Below are 17,989 nucleotides of genomic sequence, written 5' to 3' on the forward strand. Positions count from 1 at the left end.
CCCTTTTTAAAAGGGCTATTTTTACGTTTTAAAAAAAGAATATACTAAGAGTTCCGTATAAATTATTTATTTTAATGTAGTTAAATGTGCTTGTAGATGTGAAATTAGAGAAGGAAGCTGTGTAGAGATGTTCCTACACAGCTTTTTAGGATATGAAAAAATTACCAAAAATATGTTAAAATAACATTGTCATACAACAAGGGGGATTTGTTTTATGGAAAATGGACATCTTGCTAAAGTAGATTTAACGAAAAAAATTGAATCAAAATCTAAGTACAACAAGAAACTCGAAAAATATCAAAGGCGCTTATTAGCATTACAACAAATTTTGAAAGAAGAAAAAATCGCGGTTATGCTTGTTATGGAAGGATGGGATGCGGCTGGTAAAGGTGGGGCAATTAAGCGGGTGACGGAACATCTTGACCCACGTGGGTTCCAAGTAGATCCAATTGGAGCGCCTGCACCTCATGAAAAACGTTACCATTATTTGCAACGTTTCTGGCGCAAAATTCCACAGTACGGGCAAATTACCATTTTTGATCGCTCATGGTACGGTCGTGTGTTAGTTGAGCGTGTTGAAGGTTTTGCTACAAAGGAAGAGTGGATGAGAGCATATGATGAGATTAATGATTTTGAAAAACTACTAACAGATGACCATTACATAATAGGGAAGTTCTTCTACCATATAAGTAAAGAGGAACAGTTAAAGAGATTTAACGATAGAGAGAAAAATCCTTTGAAAAGATGGAAAATTACAGATGAAGATTGGCGTAATCGTGAAAAATGGGATGAGTATGTTGAAGCGATGGAAGACATGTTTGAAAGAACAAGTAAGCCAAATGCGAAGTGGCATATTATTGAAAGTAACGATAAATTGTATGCCCGTGTGAAAACGTTAAAAATCATTATTTCATTCATAGAGGATTATTTCTTAGAACATGGTATAGAATTGCCTTCTTATTATTATGAAATGAAAGAGGATATTGAAGTTTTGCAAGATGTAGGTGTGAAGGAGTAAATAAGAAAATGGCCCTGTGAATTGGTAAAACCAAATTATGGGGCTTTTTTATTTAGAAACATTTTACAATTAACAGAATAAGGTATATAATCAATAATCATATTAACATTGTTAATATGATTATTGATTATATAATATGTGGGGGTTTTACTTTGAAGGGAAGAGATGTTGTTTTAGGTTTATTAATGGGAAAAGAAATGTCTGGTTACGATATTAAAATTGTTTTTGAAGACGTATTTACCCACTTTTTTGATGGAAGTTTTGGAATGATTTATCCAACGTTACGACAATTGGAGAATGAGGGGAAAATAAAAAAAGAGGTTGTCATGCAAGAGGGGAAACCGAATAAGAAAATGTACTTTATTACAGATGAAGGACGTGAAGAGTTTTATCAATATATGCAGACGCCTGTAGAGAAGGATGTTTTACGTTCGGATTTTTTAATGAGAATGTATTTTGGCAACTATAGTGATGATGTGACGATAAAAAAATGGATTAAAGATGAAATTGAAAGAAAAGAAGCGTACATTGCAGATCTTCGATTGAAATATGAAAAGTGGAGAGTAGGTATTACTTTCGTCGAAGAAATTTCACTAGATGTAGGTATTGCATCGTATAGTGCACAAGTAGAGACTTTGAAGAAAAAATTAGAAGAGTTAGAGGCGGAAGAAAACAATAAAACAGAAGAATGAAAAACGCGTTCACAATAAATAAAGGGGTATATAAAGATGGAACAATCAAAGGGTATTAAGATTGTCTTTTTAATGTGTCTAGGTATCTTTCTTTGTATGATTGATACGACAATTATGAATATAGCTTTACCAGCAATACAATCGAGTGTAAATACTTCATTAGAAAAGATGTCTTGGGTATTAAATGTTTATACAATGACGATTGCAGTACTTGCCATTCCGTTAGGGCGGATAGCTGATATCTTTGGAAAAGCAAAGATGTATGTTCTTGGTCTGGTGATTTTTGGTGGTGGATCGGTACTTTGCGCTTTTGCTAATACAGGTGATTTTCTTATTTTTTCTCGTTTTATACAAAGCATTGGGGCAGCGATTTTATTTCCAACAAGTATGGTAATTGGTGTATCAGCTATGCCATTAGCTAAGAGGCATGTTGCGCTTGCGATTTTAGGAGTAACACAAGGATTGTCAGCTGCTATGGGACCAGTGATAGGTGGAATTATTACACAAAATTTCGGTTGGAGATGGGTGTTCTTCGTAAATGTTCCAATTTGTATTCTTGGAATCATTTTATGCTGCATTATGCTGCAAATAAAAAATGAAGAACGTATTATCTCAAAAATAGATTGGGTAGGACTACTATTAAGTAGTACAGCAATTTTTTCATTTACTCTCATATTAGTAAAAGGTAATACATGGGGATGGCAAAGTAATATTGCTTTGTCTTGTTATGCAATTAGCACTATTTCTCTTATTCTATTTGTTTTAGTAGAACGAAAGATTCATAATCCAATGGTGAATTTAAAGTTATTTCAAGATCGAATGTTTGTCGGAGCGTCGATCGTTGTTATATTAAGTAATTTATTTTTAATTGGAGTTACTGTATTGCTTCCAACGTTCTTGACGAAACTACAAGGTCGAACGGAAATTGAAGCGGCTTTTTTAGTGACACCTATTTCAGCAATGATATTTTTTGTCTCACCAGTTGCAGCAACTTTAATTAAAAAACTCGGAAAAGTAACTATTATTTTGTCAGGATTTCTTGTTATGGGGCTTTCCTACTATTGGTTGCAAATGATTGATGTTCATTCAACAAATATAGAAATTATTATTCCGTGTATGATATTAGGTGTTGGATATGGTTTAGTAGTGGGGCCAATTACAGTTTTAAGTGCGTCTTCGTTTGAAGGAGAACTGTTAACTGCTTCTCAAAGTGTTGTATCAATGTTACGACAAGTTGGAATTGTATTGGCGGTTGCAATATTTGTCTCTAACTTAACTCACAATTTAACTGTAAATAAAGAAAAAGTATATCGTTATGCAGAAGAAAAGGTGCGTAATATTCATGTGAATAGTGCTGAGCAAACTGAAATTTTACAAATGACTAAAGAGAAAATAGAGAATCAAAGTTTAGAGTCGAATATAAATAAGAAACAAAATGCAATGACAATAGGATTAAGTAAAGAGAAAAAGGAAGAATTGATTCGCGACAAGACGGATGAAATATTAAGAGAAGTTCCAGTAGAATATAGAGATGTAAAAAGAGAAGAAGTTATGAGGCAAGTGACAAAAGAAGTTGAAAAACAAGAGGAAAGTATAAAGAAAGAGGTACTCACATTTTCAAATGATGTGAATCATTATGCCAAGAATCAGATGGCTATGAGTTTTACAGATTTATATAAAGCAAGTGTGCCAATTATTTTAATTTGTGCTTTCGTAAGTTTGTTGTTTTGGGAAGGGAAAGCTTTGAGTAAAAAGAGAAGGGGAAGATTAGTAGAAGAAGCGTAAAGAAAAACAGGCTATAGCAGCCTGTTTTTTTCATTGTTTCCTCCTTGCATATTGTGAATAGTAGTATTTTTAATATAGCATGGGATAAGTCGAGTATGATTAGAAAGTTTTTTAGAATGAAAGGGATGAATGGAAAATGCCATTGAATATGTAACGTTATACATAGTACATTAACAAGAGGGCTTAATTTTAAAAGGAGGATGGGGAATTGCTAGATAAGGCAGGGGCTTTAATAGATAATCATGTGTACACAGAAGAAGAGCAACAAAAACTATACAAACGAACGTTAATAATCGTCAGCATTTCACAAATGTTTGGCGGTGCAGGACTAGCTGCTGGTATTACAGTGGGAGCACTTCTTGCGCAGCAAATGCTTGGAACAGATGCATTTGCAGGATTACCAACTGCTATGTTTACATTGGGATCGGCATTAGCAGCTTTCATAGTAGGGAAGCTTTCGCAACGATATGGACGCCGGATAGGTCTTGCAACAGGGTTTATAGTAGGTGGATTTGGAGCAATTGGTGTTGTAATGGCAGCTTTAACAAATAGTATTATTCTTTTACTTATTTCTTTACTCATATATGGTGCCGGTACAGCCACGAATCTACAAGCTCGTTATGCAGGTACAGATTTAGCAGATAAGAAGCAGAGAGCAACGGCTGTTAGTATTACGATGGTAATGACGACTTTCGGTGCAGTTGCAGGACCAAATTTAGTAGGGGTAATGGGAAGTTTTGCTCATTCAATTGGAGTTCCTAAACTTGCAGGTCCGTTCATACTATCGGCAGCAGCATTTATACTGGCGGGTCTAGTTCTTTTTGTTATGCTTCGTCCAGATCCGTTAATTATTGCTAACATAATAGAAAGATATAAACAGGAACATACATATAAAGGGCAACCAATAACAGAAGAAGCGAAAGAAAATAAACGAGGTATTACAGTTGGAGCAATCGTAATGATACTTACGCAAATAGTGATGGTTGCGATTATGACGATGACGCCAGTTCATATGGGACACCACGGTCACGGTTTAAGTGCAGTAGGACTTGTGATAGGTTTTCATGTAGGTGCAATGTATCTTCCATCTCTCATTACAGGAATGTTAATTGATAAAATTGGCCGAACTACAATGAGTATAGCTGGTGGAGTGATTTTACTTGCAGCGGGTGTCATAGCTGCGATAGCGCCAAGTGATTCTTTATTATTATTAATCGTTGCTCTTTCTTTACTTGGGCTAGGATGGAACCTCGGATTGATAAGTGGTACAGCACAAATCGTTGATTCCACAACACCGTCTACACGTGCTAAAACACAAGGGAAAATAGATGTTTGTATTGCGCTAGCTGGAGCTTCTGGTGGAGCGATGTCAGGTATGGTAGTAGCGAATTCAAGTTATGCGGCATTGTCATTGGCTGGAGGCGTGTTAGCGTTATTACTTATTCCTGTTGTGATATGGTCTCGAAAAGGGGCAAGAAATTAAATGAAAAAGAGGTTCTAGTTACTGACTAGAGCCTCTTTTTATACACTTAAATTAAATTCCACTCTACAATAAGCCCTAAATGTGTAAGACCACCACCGAATCCGTATAGTAAAAGTGTGTCTCCATTATTTAACTTCCCTTCTTTTATAGCTAAATCTAGAGCGAGTGGAATGGTGACTGAAGAGGTATTCCCCATATATTCCACGCTCGTTAATGTTTTTTGTATTGGAATTTGAGATTTTTCGCAAATAGATTCGATCATTCGTAAGTTAGCGCTGTGGGGTATGAACCAGTCTATATCATCTACTGGCATATTTGCGGTATGTATTAAATCTTTTATGCCTTTTGGCACTGTACGTGTTGCCCATTTATATACTTCTCTTCCATTTTGAACGATTTTTTCATTTGTTTGCAGTGGTGTGCCATTCATAGTAGTAGATAAGTTTGTTCTATATAGATGAATGCCGCCATCACCGTTTGTTCCCATGTGAGCAGCGATAAAGCTTGGGGTGTCTTCATCTCTTTCTAATAAAATAGCTCCAGCACCATCACCGAATAAAATACAGGTCGTTCTATCGGTATAATCAGTAACTTTAGATAATGTCTCTGTCGCTACGACAAGTACTTTTTCATGTGATCCAGAAGTGATTAAGCTATTACCGACGTGTAGTCCATATGTAAAACCAGCACAAGTTGCATTTAAATCAAAAGCTAGTGTATGAGGTATGTTGAAGTATTGTTGTATTTGGCAAGCAACGCTAGGGAAAACGTAATCAGCAGTAGTAGTAGCGACAATGATACAGTCGACATCTTCTAAGTTTTTCTTATATGTTGTACATAAATTTTTAATTGCTTTAATGGCTAAGTTTGAGGAATATTCTTCTTCGCTAGCGATTCTTCTTTCCTTCATTCCTGTTCTTTGTACAATCCATTCATCATTCGTATGGACCATCTTTTCTAAATCGTTATTAGACAATATTTGATTTGGAACATAAGTACCAATTGCAGTAATACGAGATTTAGAATGCATAGGAACATCTCCTAATTTTTATTTTTATAACCTGATACTAATATTAGGTTATAAAAATGTCAATATAGATTTTTGATGTATTGAACGACTTAACTTACTATGAAGGAATTTAGCGAGTGTTGTAAAAATAATATACGAGAAGTTTCTAAAATTGATAATTGCTTTTGTTATTTTTATTGTGAGAAAAATTCGCAAAAAATGACGATTAAAGTAAAAATATAACGATTTTCTTTAGTGTGATATAGGTTGTTAAACCTTGTGAAAGCGAATTACTTATGCTACACTTTATGTAACTTAAAATGAACGGAGGGGCTTCCTTTGATCTTAATCAGATTACGTCTCAATACTTTGTGCCAATAATTGAATAGCGCTCAAAGGCTCTGTCTGTGTACAGAGTGAACGGGATTGGTCTGCCTATTTTAAAGGAACCCTTTATTAAGCTTATATGTGAAAAAGAGGGAGGGACGAATACGCCCTCTTTTTGTTTTGCCTTTATAAATAGAATGGGATTGTATAGGTGAACACTTATTGTGGATACGTATACGATTTTGGGACTTTTTTTACTATGAGATAGGATGAAAGCACAGCTTTCTTCTATTTCTTTGATGAACCCTTATCCGTTTACGAAAACACAGGCAGCGACCTGTGTTTTTTATTTTACGTAATCGAAATGGAGGAATAAATATATGGAAGAAGTATTACAAAGAGCAGTTTTAGTTGGAGTAAATGTAGGTAATGAAGATGATTTTGCATATTCGATGGAAGAGTTAACAAATCTTGCGGAAGCTTGTGATGTAGAGGTAATTGGGCAAGTAACGCAAAATTTACAACGAGTAAATCCATCGCATTATATCGGAAAAGGAAAGATTGAAGAAGTAGCAGCGTATGTACAAGAAATAGATGCGAATATGGTCATCTTTAATGATGAATTATCTCCTTCACAAATTCGAAATTTAGAAGAGGATTTAGATTGTAAGGTAATTGATCGTACCATTTTAATTTTAGATATTTTTGCGCAACGTGCGAAAACGAAAGAAGCACAGCTACAAGTAGAAGTAGCCCATCTTCAGTATATGATGCCTCGTTTAATCGGTCTTCGTGAATCGTTAGGAAGACAGAGCGGCGGCGTTGGTACGAAAAATAAAGGTGTCGGTGAGAAGAAGTTAGAGTTAGACCGTCGTAAAATTGAAGAACAAATTTCAGTTTTAAATAAAGATTTAGAAGCGCTCGTTGCCCAGCGTCAAACGCAGCGAAAGCAACGTAAGAAAAATGAAATACCTGTTGTAGCATTAGTAGGTTATACGAATGCAGGAAAGTCAACGACGATGAATGCAATGCTTGAAATTTATAATGGTACAGAAGAAAAACAAGTACTTGAAAAAGATATGTTATTCGCGACGTTAGAAACATCTGTACGAAATATTGATTTGCCAGATAATAAATCATTCTTATTAACAGATACAGTTGGATTTGTAAGTAAATTACCACATCATCTTGTGAAGGCGTTCCGTTCAACGTTAGAAGAAGTAGCGGAAGCAGACCTACTTATTCACGTCGTAGATTACGCAAATTCAAATTATGAACAATTAATTGATATTACAAATGAAACGTTAAAGAAAATTGGAGTAGAAAATATTCCAACGATCTATGCTTATAATAAATCAGATATGGTAGATGTTGAAATTCCGAAAGTGCAAGAAAATCGCGTTTATTTATCAGCGAAGAAACATGTTGGAATTGAAGAACTTGTAGAAATGATTCGCTCACACATCTATAAAGAGTATACGAAGTGTGAAATGTTAATTCCATATGATCAAGGACAGGTAGTTTCGTATTTCAATAATCATGCACACGTTTTATCTACGAGTTACGAAAACGAAGGTACCAAATTAGAAATAGAATGTAAGACGAGTGATTACGAGAAGTATAAGCATTTTGCAATTTAATGTAAGAGGCAACCTAGTATGTGATTGGGTTGTCTTTTTTTGTACTGTTTTACCGCTGAAAGTTACAAGGATGCAAGCCAATGACGGGAGTTAAGTTATATTTCTGGAAAAAGAAATGAAAGCAGTATAGAATAGAAATGTTTCAAAAGTCAGAATTTATTACACCTACTGTAATAAATATATAATTTGTACAGAAAGGGGAGATTCACATATGCAGGCAGTTTCACACAAAAAAACTGTAGAAACACCGACAATATATCGAATTTTATTTGCGATTAGCTTTGGGCATTTTTTAAATGATTCGATGCAAGCAGTTGTGCCGGCGTTGTTTCCTATTTTGGAAAAAACGATGAATTTATCCTATATGCAAGTAGGGTGGATTGCGTTTGCTTTAAATATGACGTCATCGATTATGCAACCGGTGTTTGGTATGTATTCAGATAAGAAGCCATCACCATTTTTATTACCACTCGGTATGTTTTCAAGCATGCTTGGAATGATTGGACTCGCGTTTGCACCAAACTTTATTATTGTTATTATTTCTGTTTTATTTATTGGTTTAGGTTCCGCAGTTTTTCATCCAGAAGGCGCTCGTGTTGCGTATATGGCGGCAGGTGCAAAACGAGGGTTAGCGCAAGCGATTTATCAAGTTGGGGGAAACACGGGGAATTCCTTAGCTCCTATTTTTACAGCGCTAATTTTCGTTCCACTCGGTCAAATTGGTTCATTAGGTTTTACAGCATTTGCAGCAGTAGGAATTGTATTATTAATTTTCGTATCGAATTGGTACAAAAATGAATTAGCAACCGGCGCTGTAAGAAGGAAGAAGAGGGCTGCGCTTGAGGCGGAAAATGCAATTGTAAGTACACACATTAAATTCGTTATTATACTTCTTGTTTTTCTTACTTTTGTACGTTCTTGGTACGGTGCTGGTATCGGGAATTTCTATCAATTTTACTTAATAGAGCATTATGGTTTATCTATAAAAAATGCCCAGTATTTCGTATTCGCATTTATGATTGCTGGTGTGTTAGGAACTTTCTTCGGAGGACCGTTAGCAGATCGATTTGGTAAGAAAAATATCATCGTATTTTCAATGTTAGGTTCAGCGCCACTTGCACTGTTATTACCACATGTCTCACTTGTGTGGGTCGTACCGTTATTTTTATGTATCGGTTTTATTAGTTCAAGTAGTTTTAGTGTAATTGTTGTATATGCACAAGAGCTTGTACCTGGAAAAGTGGGAATGGTGTCAGGATTAATCGTAGGTCTTGCGTTTGGACTTGGAGCATTAGGTGCAGTAGTTCTTGGGAAATTAGCAGATATATATAGCCTGCAATTTATTATGCTATTATGTAGTTGTCTACCATTAATTGGACTCACTTCATGGTTACTGCCAAGTGATAAGAAAACGATAGAATAGGGGATGCGCTATGAAATTATGTGAAAACGTAACAGAATTAATAGGCGATACACCTGTCGTCCGATTATCTAAATTTATTCCGGAAGACGCAGCAGATGTGTATGTGAAACTAGAAATGTTTAATCCATCGCGCAGTGTGAAAGACCGTGCTGCTTATAATTTACTTCACGTTGCAGAAGAAAATGGTCTCATCAAACCAGGAGATACAATCATTGAACCGACAAGCGGGAATACAGGGATTGGTTTAGCGATGAATGCAGCAGCTAAAGGGTATAAAGCGATTTTAATTATGCCAGACAATATGTCAAAAGAGCGTATTAATTTATTAAAAGCATACGGGGCAGAAGTAGTTTTAACACCAGCAGAACAAAGAATGCCAGGAGCAATTGCGAAGGCGTTAGAATTGCAAAAGCAAATACCGAATAGTTTTATTCCGCAACAATTTGAAAACCCAGCTAATCCGAATATTCACCGCTATACGACTGCGCTTGAAATTTATGAACAAATGGATGGAGAGCTTGACGCCTTTGTTGCAACGGCAGGAACAGGCGGAACGATTACAGGGACTGGTGAAACGTTAAAAGAGAAATTACCAAACTTATATATTGCAGTAGTGGAACCGAAAGGATCTCCCGTTTTATCAGGTGGTGTACCAGGTCCTCATAAACTAGTAGGAACAAGCCCAGGGTTCATCCCGAAAAACTTAAATATAGAAGTGTATAACGAAATTATTCAAATTGCAGACGAAGAGGCTTTAACGACAATGAGAAACTTAGCTAGACAAGAGGGATTATTAGTTGGGCCGTCTTCTGGAGCATCTGTTTACGCTGCAATCATGATAGCGAAACGTCTAGGCGCTGGTAAAAAAGTTTTATGTATTGCGCCTGATACAGGGGAACGTTATTTGAGTATGGGGTTATTTGAATAAAAAGGATAGAAACACCTTAATAGTGAATAGCTGCTATTAAGGTGTTTGTTTTATGGAATGAAGAAGGGGGAGAAGAACAATGAAACTATTAAAACCAATCCATGAATATAGTGAGCATATTACGGCGTATAGACAGGCATTTTTACAATCAGGGGAACAACCACATGGAAGTAGTTCTTTACAAAACTTTGATTCTCTTGATGAATGGTTTGAAAAAGTGAGTAAACAAGAACTAGGAGAAAATATACTAGCTAATCGAGTGCCATCTAGCCAGTTTTTAAGTTTTGAAAAAAGGGAACTTATAGGTTTTGTGAATATTAGACATAGATTAAATCCAGAATTATTACGGGAAAGCGGTCATATTGGATATAGTGTCCATCCAAATAAGCGTCGCCACGGTTACGCTACGAAACAACTACAACTTGCATTAGCTGAAGCACAAAAATTAGGATTACAGAAAGTGTTAATAACTTGCGATAAATCCAATATCGGTTCTGCTAAAACGATTCAAAAGGTTGGCGGTGTGTTAGAAAATGAAGTAGTTTCTTCTCGTACTGGTGAAGTTATTCAGCGCTATTGGATAGAAATATGATGTAGTAGGAATTTGAAAAGGTAATGCAAGCTGTAAAATCGAAATAGATAAATGAAAAGTAAGGGGATTACTGCAATTTTAGGAGGAAATGAATTGGGATTAAAAGAGAAAGCAATAGAGATGGCAGAGATTTATAGGAAAAATCCGAAAGTGGAAGCTATTATTTTAGCGGGTTCAGTAGCTAGAAAACTTGAAGATGAACATTCAGATATAGAATTACATATTTTATGGTCAACACCGCCGGAAGATGAGGATCGTAGGGCCCCTATTTATCATATTGATGGGAAAATATTATCGTATCATCCGTATGAGGAAGAAGAATGGTCGGAAACGTATTTAACGAAAGAGGGAATTAAATTAGAGATTAGTAACTTTTTAACAGAGACAGTAGAGAAAGTGATTTCGGATGTGGTGGATCAATATGATATAAGTTATGAAAAACAATGTATTGTATCATCTGTTCATGATGGTGTTAGTTTGTATGGAGAAGGGAAAGTGAATGAATTAAAAGATAGAGTAGCGGCATATCCAGATGAACTAGCAAAACGGATGATTTCAGAAAATCTATGGTTAAGTAATCGTTGGCACAATCGAAAGGCGCTTTTAAAACGGAAAGATTGGCTTATGCTTTATGACGTTATTTGTGAAGTACAAAGGAATGTATTTGGTGTTTTATTTGGTTTGAATAAAATGTACGTATATCATCCAGCGTTTAAATGGATGCCTAATAATGTGGAACGAATGACTATTAAACCTGAAAAATTATATAAACGTATGGCAGATACATTAATAGGGAGTCCAGAAAATAGTGTGCAGGAGTTAGAGTTGCTAATAGAAGAAGTATTGCAACAAGTTCATACATACGCGCCAGGAGTAAATGTGGATGAGCAAGAAAAATCTATTTTTTATTTTGTGAAATAGAAAATAGTAATAAGGGGGAAGTTATGGGTTTTTTTAATAGGTTTTTTAAAAAAGTTGAAAAAGTAAATGAGCAAGAAGCCACTCTTCATGAATTAAGTGAAGAATTGTATGTTGAATCACCGGTAGAGGAAGCGACTAGTTACTGGGTATCAATGGCACAAAATATAATTATTAATGCTGTAAAGGCGGCTGACAATGATGTGGAACGTGCCTTCGTATTATTGAATTTGAAGAAAGGTGAGGCTTCATTTGATATTTTTTATCAAATAAATGGGCAATTGTATTTCTGGGATCAGCTAGAAAATGAGACGATAAGAAATAGAATTCAGAACGAGTTGTTACCGCAAGCTCCAGAAGTTTCAAATGCAGTAAATGAGCAATTTCATGAAGCTGATCACCCTATAATTTCGTTTGCGCAATTGCAGTTTGAATGGGAAACGAAAGCTTGGTTTTCACATATAATTTGGGAAGATAACCTTGCTGCTCAATTGCCCAAAACTCAAATTCTAAATGAATGGTTTCGTGTAATTAAAGAAGAAACGAAAAATAGACCACTGGATAGTGATGCGAAATTTTCTTGGTATCCATCAAACTCTTAAAAAATGAATACAGAGAGACAGGTTATGTTTCTAGATGATTTGTATTATTGAATAAGTATCAATAATACGTAATTCTTTTTCTATTGCCTGTTAGAATTCGTTATGTACTAATCCACTTGTTTTCTAAACTAAAACTTATATTTCGAATTTTTAAATAGATTGTAATACATAAAAATTCAAAATATAAGTTGACACTATTTTTAATGTGTGATAAAAATGATAGTAATCAATTCGGAAAATAATATTTGGGCAATGAAAGGGTATAGTAGTGAATATCTCCCTATTTCAGAGAGCTGATGGTTGGTGTGAATCAGTATATAGATTATTCATGAAGTTCGTCCTGGAGCATCTTTCATAAATCTCGCATTATGAGGAAATGAAAGACGGTAGTTTATACCGTTATCAAATAAAGTGGTGAAGATTTTTTCACAACTAGGGTGGTACCGCGATATTTATCGTCCCTACGTATTTACGTAGGGACGTTTTTTATTTAGGTCCTAACTTTGGTGTGGCTTCATAACTAGGGTGGTACCGCGATATTTTATCGTCCCTACGTTTTTGCGTAGGGGCGTTTTTATTTAGGTGGTTTCTTAGTGTTCTTCACAACTAGGGTGGTACCGCGATATTTTTGTCGTCCCTACGTATTTACGTAGGGACGTTTTTTTATTAGGGAGGAAGTGAACGTATTAGAAAAGAGTATTGATAGAACAATATAAATACCGAATTGTAACAAAGAAAAAGAGATAGAGAGGAGATTAACAAATGAATTCACAGCAATGGACATCGAAATTAGGTTTCGTATTAGCTGCAGCAGGTTCGGCAATTGGTCTTGGGGCGATTTGGAAATTCCCATATATGGCCGGCATTGGAGGAGGCGGAGCGTTCTTCTTAATTTTCATCGGTTTCACATTATTAATTGGTTTACCGCTATTATTAGCTGAATTTGTTATTGGAAGAAGTACACAAAAAGAGGCTGTCGATGCATATAGAGAGATTGCTCCTAAAACGTTATGGCCTTGGTTAGGTAAATTAGGAATTGTAACATGTTTCATATTACTTTCTTTCTACAGTGTTGTAGGAGGCTGGATTTTATTATATTTATGGAATGCAATTACAGGTAGACTATGGGAAGGAAATGGAGCATACGAAGCTACGTTTGGTGAAATCATTTCCAATCCATATTTAGCAGTTGGATCACAGCTATTATTCATCCTTATTACTATTTTCATCGTAAGTAAAGGTGTACAAAATGGTGTTGAAAAAGTAAATAAATATTTCATGCCAGCACTATTCGTTTTATTCTTTGTATTAATCGTTCGTGCACTTACATTAGATGGTGCTGGAGAAGGCGTTCGTTTCTTCTTACAACCTGATTTCTCACATGTAACATCAGAAGTTATATTATACGCAATGGGGCAATCGTTTTTCTCATTATCTGTCGGGGTAGCCGTTATGGTAACGTATAGCTCATACTTACCGAAAGAAGAAAGCTTACCACGTTCAGCATTTTCTATCGTAGCCTTAACTCTTGTTATTACATTACTTGCAGGACTTGCAATTTTCCCAGTTGTGTTCGCATTTGGAATGGAACCATCTCAAGGGCCGGGACTATTATTTATCGTGTTGCCAGCTATTTTCAGTAAAATGGCATTCGGAAAATTATTCTTCATCGTTTTCTTATTACTATTCTTCTTCGCTACGATTACATCAGCAATTTCGATGTTAGAAATTAGTGTTGCATCGTTAACATCAAAAGGTAAAGGGAAACGTGAAAAAATGGCCTTAATCGTAGGGTTATTAATCTTCGTTGTTGGGGTACCATCAGCATTATCATTCGGTATATTAAGTGATCTGAAGATTTTCGGAAAGACAGTCTTTGATTTAGCGGACTATGCAGTAAGTAACGTTTTAATGCCACTTGGTGTATTATTAGTTTCTATCTTTGTTCCTTTAAAAATGAAGAAAGATGTATTAATGAAAGAGCTAGGTGTAAGTAAAAATAAAGGTTATAAACTATTCGTATTATGGTTATTCTTACTTCGCTTTATCGCACCAATTGCGATTATTATCGTATTCTTAAATGTACTTGGCATTATATAAAAAGAAAGGTGGCGTATCATACAAAGATACGCTACCTTTCTTTTTATTTTGCTCTTTTTTGCAATTCATTTACTGTTACGAACTGATAGCCCTTCTTAGATAAAGAATCTAAAATACCTTCAATCGTTTTTAAATTGTCATCAGACTCATCATACATAGAATGCAGTAAAATGATAGAACCTGGTTTTACATTTTTATTAACATATTTAATTTTATCAGCCGCAGATTTATAAAAAGTATCGGGCTCAAGATCCCATATAATCGTTTCAATATTATTTTTATTTAAATAATAGGGTAGTCCAATTAATTTTTTTCCGTTAGGCGGTCTAAAATCAATTTCGTCTGTAAATCCTGTTTGGCGGATTAATGAATTCGTTTTTTCTATTTCATCTTTAATAAAAGAAGGTGTTTTGAAAATCATTCTTTTATGAGAATATGTATGGTTTCCAAGCTGGTGCCCAGATTGCGCGATAGCTTCTCCTAATGATAGACTTTTCTCTAATTCATTTCCAATTAAAAAGAAAGTAGCTTTAGCGTTGTATTTATCTAGTAATGGTAATATTTGTTTTACATTGTTAGTAGGGCCATCATCAAAAGTTAAAGCGATCACTTTTTCATTTGTTTCTACGCGTTGTGTTAAATCTCCAAATAATTGAAAGCTTCTTGCGTTCATCAATTTGTATGTTCCGAATAATGCCGTGATAATAAAGAATAGTGTAACGATTGTAATGATAATTTTTTTCCTCATAACGTAACCTCACAATGATTTTTGATTCAATAAAAAGTATTATATCAAAATTAATTATTTATTGCTGAAAAAGTATGAAGATGCAAGGAGAGGGATTTTATCATATAATAAAATGCAAAAGGTATATTAGGAGGTGTTTATATGGCGATTATAATTCAATTGCCAGACACTGCAACGTCTCATGCAAAGCCAAGTATGGAAATGGCGATACTTTGCGTGAGGTAGACAAGTAATATACAATCGCCTATATGAGCTCGTATCATTTTTTATATTTGGCTTTGCACCTTATTGAAATGAACCATAAAAAATAAGGGGCGAGCAGAAATGAAATACGTAAAAGCTAATGCTGTTTTACCAGAGAGTTTAATTACTGAAATTCAAAAGTATATACAAGGTGAAACAATTTACATTCCGAAACAAGAAACGAAACATTATAAATGGGGTACACGATCTGGCGGAAGAAAACAACTAGATGAAAGAAATAAAGCAATTAAAGAAGCGTTTAAAAGTGGGATTGCTATTCATCAACTTGCAGAAGAATATTTTCTTTCTGGGGAAACGATTAAAAAGATTGTGTATTCTAAATAAGAGGAAAAGAGTCTGATTCATATATTACTTTGAATCAGACTCTTTTTGTTTTGTATTTATTGGATGTGAATGGACATGATAATAGCGACAATGTGCCATTTTTTACTAAATTGGATACATAACATTTGAGTGAAAAGCAGAAAGGTGAACATATATGAATCATCTTGGACAAATAACGATAGAACTTTTTGTTGGTTTTTTTGTTTTATTAATTGCTACTAAAATATTAGGGAAAACACAAATATCGCAGCTAACACCTTTTGATTTTATTTCTGCCATTGTACTCGGAGAATTGGTTGGAAATACGATATATGACCCTGAAGTGAAAGTCTGGTCCATTTTATATGCGGTACTAGTATGGACAGTATTAATTTACGCAATAGAAGTGATAACGCAAAAATATAGGGGGACAAGAAGGTTTTTTGAAGGATATCCTTCTATTATTATTCGTAATGGATATATTGACAGAGATCAATTAAAATCGAATCATTTGGATATAAACCAATTACAACAAATGCTTAGGCAACAAAAAGATATATTTTCAATCCGAGAAGTTGAATATATGATATTGGAACCTAATGGAAACATAAGCGTTCTGAAAAAAAGTAAATACGAATCTCCTACTATAAATGATTTAAGTTTAAAACATAAGCCTGTATACTTACCAATTTCATTAATTAGTGATGGGAAAGTAGTTAAGGATAATTTGAGGGAAGCAGGATTTGATGAAGGGTGGCTTTATAAACAAATAAAGCAAAAAGGAATTACTAAATTTGAAGACGTATTATATGCGGAATGGAAAACAGATGATGGCTTCTTTTGTCAGGAAATGCAGCGGTAGAGAATAAGTGATGTATGTAATGTTTGTTTCTAAGTTATCTTTTACATATCAAAAAACGTAATCATTGTATACAATAAAACTAGATCAACAATTTGTATGGAGTGATAAAGATGGAAGCGTTTATTAGAAGTGATCAATATAATTTTATAAAATCACAAGCTTATATTTTAGCAAACGGGCATGCAACGGCAAACGATAGAGGTGTAATTCAAGCGTTAAAATCACTTGCGATTGAAAAGATAATACATGTATTTGAGAATTTAACCGATGAACAGAAAGAGTTAATTGATACGGTATTAACAGTTCAAAATAGAGAAGATGCAGAATCATTTTTAATGAAAATAAATCCGTATGTAATTCCGTTTCAAGAAGTTACAGCACAAACATTAAAAAAATTATTTCCTAAAGCAAAAAAGCTAAAACTTCCCGATATGGAAGAACTGGATATGAAAGAATTATCTTATTTAAGCTGGATTGACAAAGGATCAAGCAGGAAATTTATTATAGCGAAAAATGATAAAAATAAGTTTGTTGGTCTGCAAGGAACGTTCCAAAGTTTAAATAAAAAAAGTATTTGTTCATTATGTCATGGGCATGAAGAAGTAGGGATGTTTTTAGTTGAAATTAAAGGTGATGTACCAGGAACTTTCGTTAAAAAGGGAAACTACATTTGCAAAGATGGTGTAGCTTGCAATCTGAATATGAAATCGCTAGATAAATTGAACGATTTTATTGACCGCTTGAAGAAATAACGAGAAAACCTCTAGTATTTAAACTGGAGGTTTTTATTTTTTGAAGAAGTAAAATAAGCTTTCTTTGTAAATGTAGATTTATAATGAAATTTGATAAAAATATCTATTATGATACAGTTGCTTATATGCAAGGAGGTAAAACATGGATTACATTTTACCGAAAGAAAAATTGAAGCGATGGCCAAAAGATACGATAGCGGCGGGGCGTGGTCATACTGTTGGTCTTAAATCGGATGGCACGGTAGTAGCGGTGGGCCGGAGTAAAGAAGGAGAATGCAATGTATGTGGCTGGCGAGATATTGAAGCAGTTGCAGCAGGCAATGTTCATATGGCGACGAACACAGGTAATGCTCACACAATCGGTCTTACATGTGACAATACTGCGATAGCAGTGGGTTGGAATAAGCATGAACAATGTGATGTAAACGATTGGCATAATATTGTAGCGGTTGCGGCAGGGTGGCGTCGTACTATTGGCCTTAAATCGGATGGCACGGTAGTAGCGGTCGGCCGAAATAAAGAAGGAGAATGCAATGTAAGCAG

General features: G+C 34.9%; 16 protein-coding genes, 1 pseudogene and 1 other annotated feature. Of the genes and pseudogenes, 15 read left to right on the forward strand and 2 right to left on the reverse strand.

The window, feature by feature from the left end; genetic code table 11:
- Positions 1 to 214: 214 nt before the first annotated feature.
- From MR160_RS15680 to MR160_RS15695, 4 genes are all read left to right on the forward strand, one after another.
- The gene (locus tag MR160_RS15680; protein WP_000427314.1) at positions 215 to 1,018 is read left to right on the forward strand and encodes a polyphosphate kinase 2 family protein; all 804 of its coding nucleotides are present in this window, start codon (positions 215 to 217) and stop codon (positions 1,016 to 1,018) included.
- 152 nt (positions 1,019 to 1,170) lie between these two features.
- Positions 1,171 to 1,710, forward strand: a complete 540-nt coding sequence (locus MR160_RS15685; protein WP_000678344.1) for a PadR family transcriptional regulator — start codon at positions 1,171 to 1,173, stop codon at positions 1,708 to 1,710.
- A 36-nt stretch (positions 1,711 to 1,746) separates the two neighbouring features.
- Positions 1,747 to 3,495, forward strand: a complete 1,749-nt coding sequence (locus MR160_RS15690; protein ID WP_000438123.1) for an MFS transporter — start codon at positions 1,747 to 1,749, stop codon at positions 3,493 to 3,495.
- 208 nt (positions 3,496 to 3,703) lie between these two features.
- Complete coding sequence (locus MR160_RS15695; protein WP_000884512.1) at positions 3,704 to 4,978, forward strand: MFS transporter; 1,275 nt, start codon at positions 3,704 to 3,706, stop codon at positions 4,976 to 4,978.
- A 46-nt stretch (positions 4,979 to 5,024) separates the two neighbouring features.
- Here MR160_RS15695 and MR160_RS15700 read toward each other — a convergent pair whose 3' ends face one another.
- On the reverse strand, positions 5,025 to 6,008 hold the full coding sequence (locus MR160_RS15700; RefSeq protein ID WP_000555769.1) for a ketoacyl-ACP synthase III: 984 nt from the start codon (positions 6,006 to 6,008) through the stop codon (positions 5,025 to 5,027).
- 686 nt (positions 6,009 to 6,694) lie between these two features.
- Here MR160_RS15700 and hflX point away from each other — a divergent pair.
- The 7 genes from hflX (at position 6,695) to MR160_RS15735 (ending at position 14,517) form a co-directional block, all read left to right on the forward strand.
- Positions 6,695 to 7,954, forward strand: a complete 1,260-nt coding sequence (gene hflX / locus MR160_RS15705) for a GTPase HflX (RefSeq protein WP_000393290.1) — start codon at positions 6,695 to 6,697, stop codon at positions 7,952 to 7,954.
- Between the two features lie 211 nt (positions 7,955 to 8,165).
- A complete protein-coding gene (locus tag MR160_RS15710; RefSeq protein WP_001149399.1) occupies positions 8,166 to 9,377 on the forward strand; it encodes an MFS transporter in 1,212 nt (403 codons plus the stop codon).
- A 10-nt stretch (positions 9,378 to 9,387) separates the two neighbouring features.
- Positions 9,388 to 10,305 (forward strand): cysteine synthase A, encoded by a 918-nt coding sequence (gene cysK / locus MR160_RS15715; protein WP_000762269.1) that lies wholly within the window; start codon positions 9,388 to 9,390, stop codon positions 10,303 to 10,305.
- Between the two features lie 79 nt (positions 10,306 to 10,384).
- Positions 10,385 to 10,897 carry a GNAT family N-acetyltransferase gene (locus MR160_RS15720; RefSeq protein WP_000771276.1) on the forward strand — a complete coding sequence of 171 codons (513 nt, stop codon included), beginning with the start codon at positions 10,385 to 10,387 and terminating at the stop codon, positions 10,895 to 10,897.
- 93 nt (positions 10,898 to 10,990) lie between these two features.
- Complete coding sequence (locus MR160_RS15725) at positions 10,991 to 11,818, forward strand: DUF4037 domain-containing protein (RefSeq protein ID WP_242297684.1); 828 nt, start codon at positions 10,991 to 10,993, stop codon at positions 11,816 to 11,818.
- Positions 11,819 to 11,841: 23 nt separating this feature from the next.
- Positions 11,842 to 12,417 carry a hypothetical protein gene (locus MR160_RS15730; RefSeq protein WP_000505539.1) on the forward strand — a complete coding sequence of 192 codons (576 nt, stop codon included), beginning with the start codon at positions 11,842 to 11,844 and terminating at the stop codon, positions 12,415 to 12,417.
- Between the two features lie 243 nt (positions 12,418 to 12,660).
- Positions 12,661 to 12,883, forward strand: a binding site (T-box leader).
- A gap of 296 nt (positions 12,884 to 13,179) precedes the next feature.
- Entirely contained in the window at positions 13,180 to 14,517 is a 1,338-nt protein-coding gene (locus MR160_RS15735; protein ID WP_001088185.1) for a sodium-dependent transporter, read from the forward strand.
- A 43-nt stretch (positions 14,518 to 14,560) separates the two neighbouring features.
- Here the strand turns inward: MR160_RS15735 and MR160_RS15740 are convergent, their stop codons facing one another.
- On the reverse strand, positions 14,561 to 15,265 hold the full coding sequence (locus MR160_RS15740; RefSeq protein ID WP_001227581.1) for a polysaccharide deacetylase family protein: 705 nt from the start codon (positions 15,263 to 15,265) through the stop codon (positions 14,561 to 14,563).
- A 324-nt stretch (positions 15,266 to 15,589) separates the two neighbouring features.
- Between MR160_RS15740 and MR160_RS15745 the strand changes: the two genes are divergently transcribed.
- The 4 genes and pseudogenes from MR160_RS15745 to MR160_RS15760 form a co-directional block, all read left to right on the forward strand.
- Positions 15,590 to 15,853, forward strand: coding sequence for a CD3324 family protein (locus tag MR160_RS15745; RefSeq protein ID WP_000878325.1), 264 nt, complete (start codon positions 15,590 to 15,592; stop codon positions 15,851 to 15,853).
- Between the two features lie 154 nt (positions 15,854 to 16,007).
- On the forward strand, positions 16,008 to 16,694 hold the full coding sequence (locus tag MR160_RS15750) for a DUF421 domain-containing protein (protein WP_001015971.1): 687 nt from the start codon (positions 16,008 to 16,010) through the stop codon (positions 16,692 to 16,694).
- A gap of 110 nt (positions 16,695 to 16,804) precedes the next feature.
- Complete coding sequence (locus MR160_RS15755; RefSeq protein WP_000387066.1) at positions 16,805 to 17,446, forward strand: FusB/FusC family EF-G-binding protein; 642 nt, start codon at positions 16,805 to 16,807, stop codon at positions 17,444 to 17,446.
- A gap of 142 nt (positions 17,447 to 17,588) precedes the next feature.
- A pseudogene (locus tag MR160_RS15760) lies at positions 17,589 to 17,989 on the forward strand (chromosome condensation regulator); the annotation flags it as partial.

It is taken from the genome of Bacillus cereus group sp. BfR-BA-01382 (assembly GCF_022663475.1).
Taxonomy (GTDB): Bacteria; Bacillota; Bacilli; order Bacillales; family Bacillaceae_G; genus Bacillus_A; species Bacillus_A thuringiensis_S.